13 protein-coding genes, 2 tRNA genes and 1 other annotated feature are annotated in these 14,792 nt (G+C 46.4%); of the genes, 4 read left to right on the forward strand and 11 right to left on the reverse strand.

Translation table 11 applies throughout. The features are described from left to right. Positions 1–80 precede the first annotated feature (80 nt). From BQ7400_RS06200 to fumC, 3 genes are all read left to right on the forward strand, one after another. A complete protein-coding gene (locus BQ7400_RS06200; protein ID WP_034437468.1) occupies positions 81–1,031 on the forward strand; it encodes an NAD(P)-dependent oxidoreductase in 951 nt (316 codons plus the stop codon). Positions 1,032–1,167: 136 nt separating this feature from the next. Next, entirely contained in the window at positions 1,168–2,331 is a 1,164-nt protein-coding gene (locus BQ7400_RS06205; RefSeq protein WP_072469811.1) for an NAD(P)-dependent malic enzyme, read from the forward strand. Continuing rightward, complete coding sequence (gene fumC, locus BQ7400_RS06210) at positions 2,331–3,710, forward strand: class II fumarate hydratase (RefSeq protein WP_072469812.1); 1,380 nt, start codon at positions 2,331–2,333, stop codon at positions 3,708–3,710. Before BQ7400_RS06205 ends, fumC begins: the two co-directional genes overlap by 1 nt. Positions 3,711–3,911: 201 nt before the next feature. On the opposite strand, the gene BQ7400_RS06215 is transcribed toward fumC, so the two are convergent. Together BQ7400_RS06215 and BQ7400_RS06220 are read right to left on the reverse strand one after the other, a co-directional pair. Then, positions 3,912–3,988, reverse strand: a tRNA-Arg gene (locus BQ7400_RS06215). A 40-nt stretch (positions 3,989–4,028) separates the two neighbouring features. Beyond that, complete coding sequence (locus BQ7400_RS06220) at positions 4,029–5,357, reverse strand: D-alanyl-D-alanine carboxypeptidase family protein (protein ID WP_072469813.1); 1,329 nt, start codon at positions 5,355–5,357, stop codon at positions 4,029–4,031. Between the two features lie 167 nt (positions 5,358–5,524). Here BQ7400_RS06220 and BQ7400_RS06225 point away from each other — a divergent pair. Next, positions 5,525–5,601 (forward strand) — tRNA-Pro (locus BQ7400_RS06225). A 44-nt stretch (positions 5,602–5,645) separates the two neighbouring features. Here the strand turns inward: BQ7400_RS06225 and BQ7400_RS06230 are convergent. From BQ7400_RS06230 to BQ7400_RS06270, 9 genes are all read right to left on the reverse strand, one after another. Further along, the gene (locus BQ7400_RS06230) at positions 5,646–7,205 is read right to left on the reverse strand and encodes a hypothetical protein (protein ID WP_072469814.1); all 1,560 of its coding nucleotides are present in this window, start codon (positions 7,203–7,205) and stop codon (positions 5,646–5,648) included. Next, entirely contained in the window at positions 7,195–7,908 is a 714-nt protein-coding gene (locus BQ7400_RS06235; protein ID WP_072469815.1) for an ABC transporter ATP-binding protein, read from the reverse strand. The genes BQ7400_RS06230 and BQ7400_RS06235 overlap by 11 nt, the downstream gene beginning before the upstream one ends. A 146-nt stretch (positions 7,909–8,054) precedes the next feature. Further along, a complete protein-coding gene (gene rplL, locus BQ7400_RS06240; RefSeq protein ID WP_034437456.1) occupies positions 8,055–8,438 on the reverse strand; it encodes a 50S ribosomal protein L7/L12 in 384 nt (127 codons plus the stop codon). Positions 8,439–8,457: 19 nt separating this feature from the next. Continuing rightward, on the reverse strand, positions 8,458–8,997 hold the full coding sequence (gene rplJ / locus BQ7400_RS06245; RefSeq protein WP_034437455.1) for a 50S ribosomal protein L10: 540 nt from the start codon (positions 8,995–8,997) through the stop codon (positions 8,458–8,460). A 22-nt stretch (positions 8,998–9,019) separates the two neighbouring features. After that, positions 9,020–9,145: a sequence feature (ribosomal protein L10 leader region), on the reverse strand. A 35-nt stretch (positions 9,146–9,180) separates the two neighbouring features. Continuing rightward, positions 9,181–9,912, reverse strand: coding sequence for a YaaA family protein (locus tag BQ7400_RS06250; protein WP_072469816.1), 732 nt, complete (start codon positions 9,910–9,912; stop codon positions 9,181–9,183). Between the two features lie 972 nt (positions 9,913–10,884). Next, positions 10,885–12,369 (reverse strand): Na+/H+ antiporter NhaC family protein, encoded by a 1,485-nt coding sequence (locus BQ7400_RS06255; protein WP_072469817.1) that lies wholly within the window; start codon positions 12,367–12,369, stop codon positions 10,885–10,887. Between the two features lie 442 nt (positions 12,370–12,811). Next, complete coding sequence (murI, locus tag BQ7400_RS06260; protein ID WP_072469818.1) at positions 12,812–13,591, reverse strand: glutamate racemase; 780 nt, start codon at positions 13,589–13,591, stop codon at positions 12,812–12,814. A gap of 8 nt (positions 13,592–13,599) precedes the next feature. Further along, positions 13,600–14,397: a 4-(cytidine 5'-diphospho)-2-C-methyl-D-erythritol kinase gene (gene ispE, locus BQ7400_RS06265; RefSeq protein WP_072469819.1), complete on the reverse strand. Its 798-nt coding sequence runs from the start codon at positions 14,395–14,397 to the stop codon at positions 13,600–13,602. Between the two features lie 104 nt (positions 14,398–14,501). Then, a complete protein-coding gene (locus BQ7400_RS06270; RefSeq protein WP_425445226.1) occupies positions 14,502–14,762 on the reverse strand; it encodes a Veg family protein in 261 nt (86 codons plus the stop codon). Between the last annotated feature and the right edge of the window lie 30 nt (positions 14,763–14,792).

Raw genomic sequence — 14,792 nt, forward strand, 5'->3', positions numbered from 1 at the left:
TTTGGTCTTTTCATTATAGCATGAATGTCTCCCCCTCTACAGGAAAATGTGGTAGACTAGAAAGAGAAAGTGAGGTCCTTATGAAATTATTAATTACGAGCCGGATACCCCAAGAAATTTTTGACGATTTAGCCAAAGTTTATACCATAGACTACCACGATTCCCTGGAGCCCCTATCTCCAGAAGAAATCAAGATGCGGATCCAAGATGTCGACGCCCTCTTGTGCCCCCTTTCCGACAAGATTGACCGGGAAATTTTAGATGCAGGAGAAAATTTAAAGTTGGTGGCCAACTACGGCGCCGGTTTTGACAATATCGACACCAAGTATGCCGCCTATAAAAACATTGCCGTTTCCAATGCCCCGGCCCCTTCTTCGGCTGTATCTACAGCCGAGATGACCTTCAGCCTCCTCTTGGCAGCAGCCCGGGGACTCATTCCCGGAGACAAGCTGGTTCGCCAAGGAGACTTCCAAGGCTGGCGGCCCACCTTCTTTTTGGGTCACCAAGTCAAGGGCAAGGTCCTGGGCATTATTGGCCTGGGTCATATTGGGTCTGAACTAGCCAAAAGAGCCCTGGCCTTTGGCATGGAAGTGGTTTATTTTTCCAGGACCCGGAAAAGCGACCTGGAAGACCTGGGCCTCAAATACCTGGATTTAGCCCAAGTCCTACAAAAATCCGACTTTGTCAGTCTCCACCTCTCCTACCAACCCCAACTCCACCACTTGATTTCCAAGGATGCCCTGGAGTTAATGAAGGAGTCTGCCATCCTCATCAATGCCTCCCGGGGACCCATTGTAGATGAAAAAGCCCTGGTCCAAGCCTTGAAGGAGAAAAAAATTGCCGGAGCCGCCTTGGACGTCTATGAGTTTGAACCCAAGGTCCACCCTGACCTCTTAACCATGGACCAAGTGGTCCTGTCTCCCCACCTGGGCAATGCCACCTATGCCGCCCGGATGGAAATGGGAGAAAATGCCCGGGACAACCTCCTGGCCCTGGCCCAAGGCAAGGACCTTCCCAACCGGGTGAATTAAAATTTCGAAAGACTAAACCGGGCCTAGCCCGGCTTTTTCTTGGCTAAATTTATAAAAAATCTTAAAAAGCCCAAGATTTTCTATGCTATAATCTACTTAAGCAAATTATTTTCCAATCAATGTATAAGGGGGAACCATGGACAACAAAAAAGAAGCCATGCAGCTTCACAGAGATTTAAGAGGTAAGTTAGAAATCAAAGCCAGAACCAAGGCCGACAGTGCCCAAGCCCTGGCCCTGGCCTATACTCCAGGAGTAGCCCAAGCCTGCCTGGCCATCCAAGAAGACCCGGACCAAGCCTATGCCCTGACCCGGAAGTGGAACTTGGTGGCTGTCGTTTCTGACGGGACAGCTGTTTTAGGCCTGGGAGATATTGGCGGTCTGGCAGGTATGCCTGTCATGGAAGGCAAGTCCATCCTATTTAAAAACTTTGCCAATGTAGATGCCTTTCCCATCTGCCTGGCCACCAAGGATACAGAAGAAATTATTCAAACGGTAAAAAATATTGAGCCCTGTTTTGGCGGCATCAACCTGGAAGATATCAAGGCCCCCAAGTGTTTTGAAATCGAACAAAGACTGAGCCAAGAACTGGACATTCCCGTTTTCCATGACGACCAACACGGTACAGCCATTGTGGTCTTGGCCGCTGTGATCAACTCCCTAAAGCTGGTGGGGAAAAAATTAGAAGAGGTCCGGATTGTCATGAGTGGAGCTGGAGCAGCTGGCATGGCCATCCTCCATCTTTTAAGCCTTGAAGGGGCACGAGATGTCATCTTCGTTGGCCGAAAGGGAATTTTGGATGCCGACTATTATGACGACCCCTACCGGAAAAAACTCCTGGCCCAATGTAACCCTCACCATGTCCAAGGAGGCATGGAAGAAGCCCTAACTGGGGCAGATATCTTTATTGGGGTTTCCGGTCCTGGCCTGGTAACCAAGGAAATGGTGGAAAAGATGAATAAGGATGCCATTGTCTTTGCCATGGCCAACCCCGTACCAGAAATTTATCCCGACCAAGCCAAGGCTGGAGGAGCCCGGGTTTGTGGTACCGGCCGCAGCGACTTCCCCAACCAGGTCAACAATGTCTCCGTCTTTCCAGGCCTCTTCCGAGGAGCCCTAGATGTTCGCGCCCGGAAGATTACAGATAATATGAAACTGGCTGCTGCCCACGCCATTGCCGATGCCGTCCAAGACCCACATGAAGACTACATCCTTCCCAATGCCTTTGACTTGGCAGTAGCGGACCATGTGGCCAAGGCCGTGGCAGACCAGGCCATCAAGGATGGGGTGGCGAGAAAATAATGGACTACCGCATCGAACACGACAGCCTGGGCGAAGTCAAGGTTCCCAAGGACAAGTACTGGGCTGCCCAAACCCAAAGAAGTTATGAAAATTTTAAAATTGGCCAAGAAAAAATGCCCCGGGAAATCATCCAGGCCTTTGCCCTTTTAAAATATGCTGCCGCCCAGGCCAATTGCGAATTAGGCCTTTTGGACCAAAAAAAAGCCCAGGCCATTGAAGAGGTCTGTGACCAAATTTTATCCGGCAGCCTGGATGACCACTTCCCCCTGGTGGTTTGGCAAACAGGGTCTGGCACCCAGAGCAATATGAATGTCAATGAAGTCATTGCCCACCGGGCCAATGAAATTTTGGGCCAAGACCTCCTCCACCCCAATGACGACGTCAACCGGTCCCAATCCAGTAATGACACCTTCCCTACCGCCCTCCATATCAGTAGCCTCCTGGCTGTAGAAGAAAGGCTCTTCCCCGCCATAGAAGAGCTGAAATCCACCTTTGATGGGCTTTCTCAAGCCTATATGGACATTATCAAAACCGGCCGGACCCACCTCCAAGATGCCGTTCCCCTTTCCCTGGGCCAAGAAATCAGCGCCTGGTCCCGGATGTTGGAAGTCTCCAAGGCCATGATCCAAGACTCCCTGGCAGGACTTAGGGAAATCGCCCTAGGAGGAACTGCCGTAGGAACAGGACTCAATGCCCCAGAGGGTTTTGCAGACCTGGTGGCAGAAAAAATTAGCCAAAAGTCTGGCTACCCCTTCCTATCGGCAAAAAATAAATTCCATGCCCTAACCAGCAAGGACCAAATCGTCTTTGTCCACGGAGCCATCAAGGCCCTGGCCTGTGACCTCTTGAAAATTGCCAATGATGTCCGGATGCTGGCCTCAGGCCCCAAGTGTGGTATTGGAGAAATTACCATCCCTGCTAATGAACCCGGGTCTTCCATTATGCCTGGCAAGGTCAACCCCACCCAGGCAGAAGCCCTGACTATGGTTTGCGTCCAAGTCATGGGGAATGACACCGCCATTTCCATGGCTGCATCCCAGGGCAACTACCAGCTCAATGTCTACATGCCTCTTATTGCCTATAACTTTTTGCAAAGCGTCCGGCTCCTGGCCGATGCCCTAAAGAGTTTTAATCTCCATTGCGCCCAAGGGATCAAGCCCAACAGGGAAAAAATCCAAGAAAACCTGGACAAGTCCCTGATGTTGGTTACGGCTTTAAACCCCTACCTAGGCTATGAAAATGCCGCTAAAATTGCCAAAAAGGCCTATGCTGAAAACAAGACCCTCAAAGAAGCCTGCCTGGACCTGGGCCTTTTGACAGAAGAAGAATTTGACCGAATTCTAGACCCCAAAAAAATGGTCCACCTAGACCGGAAATAAGGCAATATGGATCAAAATAACTGCTAGCAGTTTGAGAGACCTACCATAATGCAGGCCCTCTTCTATGTTCGACTTCCTGGTTCTTAACTTCATGATTTCTTAAAAGCTAAGATAGTGATACACCGACTATAAATGGAAAATAAAGACAAAAAAAGACCGTAAAGCATTGAAATTTCAAGGCTTGATACGGTCTTTTTATTTTGGTGGACCTGAGAGGATTCGAACCCCCGGCACGTGCCTTAGGAGGGCACTGCTCTATCCACCTGAGCTACAGGTCCATTTACTTATACTATTATAGCATATAAACCTGTGACTTTACTAGATTTTTTCAATTTGCAAAAAGGCCTGGTAGAGACCCTTTTGGAGGCGGACCAGGATGTTTTCCTGTTTAAGGTCCTTCCGAATCTCCAAGGGCAGGCTGGCCACCAATTCGCCATTTTTATAATAGAGGGCTTGGCCCACCTTGGTCTTGGCCTTTAGGGGTGGCGTCAAGGGTTTCAAGTCCAGCTTCCGGGTCAATTTTTCCCGGGCGTCCCAAACCATGGCCAGATCCTTGGCTGGGTAGACTTCGGCTTCTCTTTCCATGCCGTCAATGACTGGAACTTTTGCCATGGCCTGGTCAGACTGGGCCAGGACTCTTTTTGAATAGGTCTTGAGACTGTGGTCCATGAGTCTTTTGGCCACCACAAAGCGGTCCATATTGGTCGGGGACCCCATGGTGATGGAAATCAACCGCATGGGTTCTGTAACTCCCTGGATGGCCGGGGTCAGGGCTGTGGCCACTAAACAGCGACCGGCGGCATTGGTGTAGCCGGTTTTCAAGCCGTCAACTCCCTTGACAATCCCCAAAAGGGGGTTGGTGTTGTAGGCTAAAAATCCCCGGTTTAAATTATCAATCAGGGGTTTTTTGGACCGGTTGATAATGTCGGGATGGTCCTTCAAGAGATGTCTCACCAGTTGAAACATTTCCTGGACGGTCATCTTATTGTAGTCCCCAAGGGCGTAGTCGGTTAGGCCGTGGGGGTTAATCATATGGGCATGGGTCAAGCCTAGGCTTTGGCACTTTTCATTCATGGCTTGGACAAAGGCCGGTGTGGACCCGGACACTTTTTTCCCCAGGGCGGTAATGGCGTCATTGCCAGAAATAATCAGGGCTGCATCAATCAGTTGGTCTACTGTAAACTGGTCTCCAAGCTTGGACTTAAAGGTGGACCCGGTTAATTGGGTTACTTCTTCATCCATCACTACCGGGTCTTCCAATTTTATTTTCCCGGCCTTGATGGCATCGTAGACCACATAGAGGCTCACGAGTTTTGATGTGGAGGCCATGGCCACCACCTGGTTCATTTCGTGGCCTTCCAGGATGGTTCCTGAGTCAAAATCTCCAACCAGGTAGTGGCTGGCCAATTCTGTCAGGGGCTTGACTGAAAGCTCTTGGATGATTTGGGCTTCTTTTAGGTTTCCAGGCAGGACTCCCTGGCTGGTTGGAACCAAAAAATCCTGGTTTCGGACTTCTTCCGGTGGAATGACTGCTTCTATTTTAGCCGGTTCTTGGGCCGGCGGACTTGTTTTTTCCGTTTTTGCATAAAGGACCTGCCCCTGGGCCAAAAGGATCATTGCCAGGGCCAAGGCGATTTTTTTACGCATAGGGCACCTCTTTTCACTTCTTCCTATTTTACCAGTTTTGGGACCCAGACAAAAGCCCTTAAGAGATTTTTCTTTCCGGACTTTTGAACTTGTTTTTATAAAAACCTGCCTACTAGTGGGAAGACTCTCTTGCATAATGCCAAGGACCTATGCTATAATACTTTTATCGAGATGTAGCGCAGTCCGGTAGCGTACATGTCTGGGGGACATGGGGTCGCAGGTTCAAATCCTGTCATCTCGACCATAAAGAAAAAGAACCTTGCCTTGAGGCAGGGTTCTTTTTTTGTCTCATGAAAGCTTGACCCGGTCCTTGGCCCCCTCCAGCATGAGGTAGACAATGGCGATGCTGGCCATAAAGGACAGGCACATAATCAAAGATGTGGGAATGACAAATTTTATGTTTAAAAGCGTGGTTAGGATCCAACTAATAAACATGGGTAGGACCATGGCCAAAGACATGAGGATGCCCGAAAATCTTTGCTTGATGACCTCCAGGTCATTTTTCCAATCCAGGTCTAGGGTCATGAGGTCAAAATAAATTCCTACAAGATTGCCAAAGAGGTTGGCCAAAATTCCAGACAAAACCATGAAAATGCCATTGATAATCCCCACTTGCCCCACATAGGCAAAGGCCAGGCTGGTAAAGAGAATGGGCCCCAGGGCCAGGGTCATCCCCAAAAGCACCCTGGGTAAGACCAGGTCCTTAAAGGTCAGGGGCATGGCCTCCAAGATTTCAAAATTTTCCCCTTCCAAGGACAGGCTGCAATAGGTGGTTTGGGCATTCACCGAGACAAAGGCCAGGATATAAGAGGCAATCCCGGCCAGGTCAAGGCCCGGAAGGCTCCCCGAGATTTGGCCGAAAACCTGGTCCGGCTTGATGAAAAAGGCCGCCACTCCCAGTCCCAGGATAAGAATGGGGGACAAAATAGTATTGCTGACATAGTTGGTCCGCCAAAAATAGTGTTTGACTTCCTTTTTATAGAGGCTTTGCAGCTTGGACCCGGTGGAAAAAGTTACGGCTTTTTTCTTTTCCCTGGGGCCAGCCCCGGCTTCCTTGTAAAAGTTGTGGATGTAGTTGCGGATAATGAAATAGCCCAAGAGCAAAAGTAAGAGGGCCGTCAGGACAAAAAGCGCCAAAAAGCCCAGGAAGGATTGGTTGCTAAAGACCTGATCAAAAAACCGCAAGGGCAGGTAGTAGGTCCTTAATCCCCAGGACAAGCGGGACCAAAGGGCTAGAACCTGGTCACCATATTTGTCTGCCTGGGTCATAATGAAAATGTAAATGCCAAAGAAGAGGACGGTCCCCAAGACCTGGAGGACGGTTTTGGTATTGTGGAAGCGGAAGGTCTTGGAAATTTGCGTGGCCAAAAGAACCCCCAAAAAGGTGGGAAGGATAGGTAGGACCAAGACCGACAAGAGGTTCAAGATAAAGGCCAGGGGCCCATGGATAACCCCAAACCAAACGATGGGGATGAGGAAGATGGCAAAGGCATAAAAAAGACTGTCCAGGTAGATGCCAATAAACTTGGCCATTAAAATATCCCCCTCTCCCAGGGGCATGGGGTAGAGGATCTCAAATTCATCCCTGGAAAATAGGTTTTTGTTGCCATTGGAAATCCCCGTAAAAAAGGTCAACAGGCTTAGGACCAAGCCAAAGGTCAGGGCTAGTTCCTTGCTGTGGTTGGACGTCACCAAGATCATGGTAAAAAGGGCCGAGTAAAAGACCATAGCCAAGCCCACCAGGACCATCATAACCATGGAGCTGATCCTCTTGGTGGAAGACCGGCTATTTTTCAAAATTCTTTTCAGCTCCAATCCTAGAAGGATTTTTAATTTTTTAGTGATCATAGCCCATCAACTCCAAGAAGATATGTTCCAAGGAAGAATCCTGGATGACATCCTTGGTGGCCCCTTCCTTGACAATTTTTCCATCCTTGATGATGGTAATCTTATGACAGAGGTTTTGAGCCACCTCCAAGACGTGGGTGGAAAAGAAAATCGCCGCTCCATTGGCCACCATTTCTTGGAAGAGCTCCTTTAAAAAATGGGTAGCTGTAGGATCCAGGCCTACAAAGGGCTCATCCAAAATCAAGAGCTTGGGATCATGGACCAAGGCGGCAATAATGGCCAACTTTTGCTTCATCCCATGAGAATAGCTAGAAATTTTACTCCCCAGGTCCCCTGTCAAGTCAAAGACCTTGGCTAGGCGGAGGGTCCGGTCCATCCGGTCTTCCTCACTGACCCCATAGATGTCCGCCACAAAGTTAATGTATTCAGCCCCTGTCAAAAACTCGTAGAGCCTGGGATTGTCTGGTATGTAGGCAGAAATTTGCTTACAGGCCAAGGGGTCTTTTTTCGTGTCCATACCATTAATGAAAATATTGCCTTGGTCATAGTCCAAAAGCCCCATGACACACTTAATGGTGGTGGTTTTTCCTGCACCATTTTTACCGATAAAGCCATAAATTTCTCCCGGCTTAATTTCCAAATCAATGCCGTGAAGGACCAATTTGTCCCCATAGGCCTTGACTAATTTTTCAATTTTTAACATCCTAACCTCCCGGTATTTTTTGTATCTTCTTAAATTTAGTCTACACCAGCCTGGGGTTTTTGCCTAGTCTTTTCCGGATAAAATTCTCGAATCTTAGACTTTTGCCTACAAAAAAAGAGGGCCCTAGGCCCCCTTAGAGATTTTATTTATTTTACTTCTACAGTTGCGCCAACTTCTTCAAGTTTAGCCTTGATTTCGTCAGCTTCTGCTTGTGGAACGCCTTCTTTAATAGCTTTTGGAGCTCCATCAACTAAAGCTTTTGCTTCTTTTAGTCCAAGACCAGTAAGGTCTTTAACTACTTTGATAACCTTAACTTTTTCTTGTCCTGGTTCAGTAAGGACAACATCAAAGTCAGTTTTTTCTTCAGCAGCACCTGCAGCTCCGCCAGCAGCTGGAGCAACACCTGCAACTGCAACTGGTGCAGCAGCGCTTACGCCAAATTCTTCTTCCATAGCCTTAACAGCTTCTGCTAATTCTAATACTGTTAAACCTTTAATTTCTTCAATAAGTGCTTGTACTTTTTCGCTCATTCTTTACCCTCCTAGACTATTAAGCCGTTTCTTCTTCTTTTTTCTTTTCTGCAATTGCATTTAATGCAACAACAAATCCCTTTAACGTTCCATTCATGACATTGACAAATCCTTGGAGTGGGCTGTTTAAGCCACCAAGGAATTTTCCAATAAGTTCTTCTTTCGATGGTAGTTTTGCAAGATCTTCAATAGCTTTTTGATCCATTACAGTGCCATCCATGAAACCAGCTTTGATTTCCAAAGCTTCATGGTCTTTTGCAAAGTCAGCAGTGATCTTTGCTGGGCTTACTGGGTCTTCGGTACCAAAGGCTATGGCTGAAGGTCCTTTTAAGAATTCACCGATTTCTTCGTGGCCTAGTTCTTCAAAAGCACGGCGCATCATAGTGTTTTTGTAAACCTTATAATCAACCCCTGCTTCACGATACTTGGCACGTAATTCAGTAACTTCTTCCACATTTAAACCACGATAGTTAACAAGAACAATCGAATGGGAATTTTCAATTTTACCTTTAATTTCATCAACTAAGGCAACTTTTGATTGAAGTACTTCCTCTTTCAAGGCTTCACCTCCCTAGGTTTTCTATAAAATAAAAAAAATCTCATCGCAGACACAATGAGATAAAAAATCAAATCATAAAGATATCTTTATTCTCACCTCGGTAGGATTTATGGTTACCTACTGTCTGCGGTTTCATAACATATAAGAGTATACCCAAGGTCCAGGGAAAAGTCAAGACTTTATTTATAAAATTTTACCCTTCTTTTCCCCATCTAGGCTGTAAATTAAGTTTTCCTGGCTGGAGTCCGGATTTAAATGATATCCTTCAAATTGAAAGTCCTCAAAGACTTCCATATCCAGAGATCCCCGGGCCAGGATATGCCGGGCCAATTGCCCCCTTAATTTTTTGGCCGTGGCTGAAGGGGCCTTTTTCTTGTCCTTCCAGGTCTTGTAAAAGCTGATGTCTACCCAGGATGCCAGGGACTTTTGATCAATCCTTTGGGCAAATTCCTGAGAGGCCAAGTTATAGACCCGGCTGCCGGCTAATTTTCTTGTATAATTTTTCTTTTGCAGACTTTTCAGACCCTCCCCTTCCACTTCCAGGGCCTTGGTAAAATCCAAGCGGTAGGGATTGATGGGGATTTGGGGCCCCACAGGACCATAGAGGGCCGACAGGATTAAGAGGTGGTCCCGGCCAAAGTCTGATAGGGCCAGGTCTCTTGGAATTTGCCGAAAGACCAGACCCTGATAGAGGTCTATGGCCGCCTTGGCCTGGGCTTTATCAATATCCCGGTAGGCCTGGTAAATTTTTTTGCCCAGGTCTTGGTCTAGACCCAGACATTTGGTTAAGACTTCTTGGCTTAGGCTTCTTAGTTTCTTAATTATTTTTTTGCCACTTGGGTCCAGGTAGGGGGCCTGGTCTCCCAAGGACCAGTCCATTTCCTTACTGGGCGATAGGATGATCCAATCTTGCATGATGTTCTCCTTTTTCATCTTTCTTTTGAGTCTATTTTAAGATATTTTATTGAAGAAAGATAGGTCTTAAGGGGAATTTGTTTTTGCCAACTCTGTAGGGGCTGGCCTGTCCAGCCCTTTATTCAATTCAGGGTATGTATCCAAAAAGTGAGTAAAATCTAATCCCAAAATTTACAAATTCGGGATTGTGGTAAGGGTATTTTCTTCCTTATATTTATATGGTTCCCGGATTGACAAACCATTATGTAGGGGCTGGCCTGTCCAGCCCTTTATCCAATTCAGGGTATGTACCCAAAAGGTGAATAAAATATAATTCCAAAATTTACATATTCGGGATTGTGGTAAGGGTATTTTCTTCCTTATATTTATATGGTTCCCGGATTGACAAACCATTATGTAGGGGCTGGCCTGTCCAGCCCTTTATGCAATTCAGGGTATGTACCCACAAGGTGAGTAAAATCTAATCCTAAAATTTACAAATTCGGGATTGTGGATTGGGCGACATCGCTCCTATGGACCATCCCTTATATCACTCGAAACTGTAAGGATCCAATCATTCAAATTGAAAGAAATAAAACGTGAATATAGGGAATAATTTAAATAGGCATTCACCCTATGTTTATATATTCAGGTTTGGTATATCGGGCGACACAGGGTCGCCCCTACAGAGATATTTTATTAAATTTATTCCCTATATTTATATGATTTGATTCGCAGTAGGGGATATAAAATCGCTCCTACAGAGTATCTTTCCTATAGCAGGGATGGTCGCTTGCTGTCAAATCAGAGATTTCGGATAGGTCATGGCACTGTCGATTTCTACCAATCAGACTTCGCTTTGCTCGTCTTCTTGGGAAATCTTAGTATCTGACCTACCTACGATTCGGACTTCGTTTCACTCGTCCTCATCGGGTTAGGTCATGAAAAAAAAGAGCTCCCTGAGGGAGCTCTTTTACAAGCATTGACTTGAATTTAAGCAGCTGTTTTTGGTTGTTTACGTAAAACTGCTTCTGGTTCATGTGGCATACCGAATAGGGGTACCATTCTGTCTAAACCAGTGAATGTTAAGATTAACAAGGATCCAACGGCTACAAAGCCCATTACGTTGTAACGGATGAAGTCCACTGGTTGGAAGTTGTAAACTGGGTAAACTGCAGATGCAATTCCAATGTAGTAGGCAATGTAAACGTGCCATGGAATTAATTGGGCACCAAATACACCCATTGCATCTCCGAAGGTTGCATTTCTTAAACGAAGTGAATATTGATCTTCTTCACTACATTCAATGTTTTCTTCAACTAATTCACGGATAATTGGACCAACTGTTACGATTTGAGCCATTTCGTCGGCTAACAAGGCGTTACCTGCAATGGATAATACAGCGTTCCAAGTCATTAATCCACGAACTCTGTGGGATAGTTTCAATACTAGGTCAGCAAGTGGTTGGAAGGCCTTCATCTTGTTCATGACTCCACCGAAACCGGAGATCCACATCATCATTACAATAACCCAAGAACCTGCATCTGCGAAACCAGATTGAACGATGTCTTCCAAGAATGCCGGAACACTTTCAACAGTACCGGCAACTAGACCTAGGGCCATAGCTGCAAAGATACCAAGTGCTAAACAGAAGATTGTTGGAACCCCTGCAATAGCAATAGCTACTACGAAGATTAGGGGGATAACCATGTAAACTGGAACGCCGTCACGTACTTGTTGTAGTAGGGCTAAAGCGTCGGGACGTTTTTCAGCCAAGAAGTCTAATGTTTCTTGAGAGATGTTTGCATAGGCTTCAGCACCTGTAGCTGATTTAGCAGGAAGACCTGCAGACAATGCAAAGAAGATAATGAATGTTGTTGCTAAACATAGGATAGACCAAACACCTTGGTAACGGATACGGTCGATAACTTCAACACCTTGGATCCCAGAGGATACAACTGTTGTATCGGAAATTAAACCGATGTTGTCCCCGAAACCAGCTCCACCGGTGATGGCACAAACTGTAATAAGTAAGTTTCCTTCAACGATGTGGTTTAACCACAAGAAAATTGGAGCACAAGCTGCGAATGTTCCCCAGGAAGTACCTGTTGCAACAGAAAGAACTGCTGTTACAAGTAGACCAACGGGAGCTACTGTCTTTGCTGAAAGACCTGCGGATAGTGCAAGGTTAACTGTTGCAGCACCTACACCTGTTTGCATAAATGAACCAGCCATAGCATAAGCCATCATTAAAATAAAAAATACCAATTGGATTCCGCGAACATTTTCTACGGCTGTTTCGATTGCATCTGCTGGCTTAATGCCTTCAGTGCAATAGGCTACAAAACCTGCATACATAAGAGCAAGTGGTCCTGCAATTAACATGTTGAAGCCTTCTCCGCCGCCCTTACCGGCTAATAGTAACCAAGCTAATAGGGCCACAGGACTGAGCTTAAAAATAATTTTTAGAGCTTTCATCTTTCCCTCCATCATAAAATATAAATAATTAAAACTAGTAAAGGTTTTCCGGTTTTGCTCGAAACCGTTCAGAAGGTAAAATCAACCCGACTTCACCTGTCCCTTTTCTCAATGCTCATGTATTATTATATATAAAATCTCACAAATTGCAATACATTTATTGATTTTTCTTTGACAAATGTTAGGATTCTCTTTTGAACTTTTTGATCCCATGAAAAAAAGCCAAGAAAATATTTTCATAATCGTTAAGAAATTCCCATATTTAGGGGCCTGGGGCTTTTCCAAAAATTTCTTTCCCTTTTTTTATTTTCTTAGACCCAACCTAAAAAAATTTTTTCTTTTTCTATCATATATAGGATTAAAATTATGGTCGGCCTCTTTTCTCTTTTGTCCATAAAAAATAGGAGCAGGTTTTCTGCTCCTAAATCTTTTTTCTTGTTCTTTAAGAATCCCAGCCTGCCACATGGACTTTTTCGCCAAAGAGTCTTTCTAGTTTTTCCCGAAAGAGTCTCTTGTCTCCGCTGGTGTAGTAGGTTATTTTTCCAATCTTTTCCTCTTCCATCTTAACCAGGTCTGCCAGGTCCCGGCAGGTTTGGATAGCCGGGTCTATGATTTGAACCTGCCGGTTTTTTTCCTTGAAATAATCTTCCATGGCCTTTCGAGCCAGGGGAAAATGGGTGCAACCCAGGATCAGGGTGTCGTAGTCTGTTGGAAGCTGGTCCAGGTATTCCCGGACGATTTTTTGGCCGATGTAGTGGTCTGCCAGACCGTCTTCCACTGCCAGGACCAATTGGGGACAGGCCAGGCCGTAAACTTGGCCCTGGGGATCTAAATTTTTTAAGTAGGCTTGGTAGAGGCCCCGGTCTATGGTGGACTGGGTGGCCAAGAGGGCATATTTTTTATTTTTCGATGCCTGGTGGGCCGCCTTGGCTCCCGGCTCTATCACACCCAGAACGGGACAGGGCATTTGGTTTTGCAGGAGGTCCAGGGCTGCCCCGGTGGCTGTATTGCAAGCCACCACCAGGGCCTTAACTCCGGCCTTTTGAAAGTGCCTTCCCGCCTCTTGGGCATAGGTCCTGATTTGGTCCAGGCTCTTGGTCCCATAGGGCAGGTGGGCCTCATCGGCAAAGTAAATGAATTTTTCATTGGGAAAGCATCTCTTGGCTTCCCTTAAGACAGTTAGGCCTCCCAGGCCACTGTCGTATAGGCCAATCCCTTGCATATTTCCTCCTATAAGGCTGTTGAACAGGCCAGGACCTTTTCAAAAGTCCCCTCTAGTTTTTCCCTGGCCCGATCTCTTTGGTCTGGGCTTTTATAAACTGCGTAAAATGTAGGACCCGATCCGGACATAGAAACTTCATAGGCCCCTGTGGCTTCCAGGCTCTCTTTGACTTGGACCAATTGGGACTTGCGTCTTAGGACAGGCCCCTCCAAGTCGTTGATGGCCTGGTCTTGGATGCCCCGGTCCATGTCTTGGTCATACCAGGCATAGACTTCCGGTGTGGAAAGTGGGTAGCCGGGGTTTACCAAGAGGATGGCTTCTTCCTTCCCCTCCAGGGGTTGGATTTTTTCTCCAATCCCCCCAACTCGAGCTGGCCGATCATAAAGGCAAAAGGGAAAGTCGGCCCCCAGGTCCAAGGCCCAGGCTTGGAGGTCTTCCAGGTCCACTTTTAAATCATAGAGTTGGTTCAGACCCTTTAAGATACTGGCTCCATTGGCTGTTCCGCCGGCTAGACCGGCTCCAAGAGGGATCCTCTTTTCCAATTGGATCGCCAGAGAAAAAGTCCTGGCCAGCTTTTTTTCTAAAAGGTCCAGGGCCTTTTTACAAAAATTATCCGGCGTCCAGGCCAGGTCCAGGTTATTACTTTCATAGACCAGGCCCCGGTCTCTCTTGGTCAGGGTGATAGTGTCCTTCAAGCTAATGGGCACCATAATGGAATCCAAATTGTGGTAGCCGTCAGGTCTTTTTCCGAGAATTTTTAAACCCCTATTTATTTTTCCTCTGCTTTCAATGACAAGTTGGTCCATGGGTCCTCCAAATAAAAGTCTTTTTTATTATACCATAAGGCCCGGGCCGGGTATAGGCCACCGGGCACAAAAAAAGTCCTCCCCCTTGGAGAAGAACTTTTCATCTAGGAAATTTTTTTATTTTCTCCCGCCCCATCATCGTCAATAATGGTTAGTCGAACGGTTGATGTAAGGACGTCGGAAAAGGTATAGGAAATGGTCCGCTTTCCTTCGCTGACTTCATGTTCAATATCTACGACAAATAAGCTGGAATAGACTTCCACCAAGCGTCCCCGCCGGGTGACAATTTTCTTTCGTCCCTTGTCTGCCTTTAAAATGACCCGCTTGCCTATGTGTCTTGTTAACTCTTTGCGGATTTGCTCCATCTGATTCACTGTACTACCACCCTTCTATAC

It is taken from the genome of Urinicoccus massiliensis, assembly GCF_900120405.1.
Lineage (GTDB): Bacteria > Bacillota > Clostridia > Tissierellales > Peptoniphilaceae > Urinicoccus > Urinicoccus massiliensis.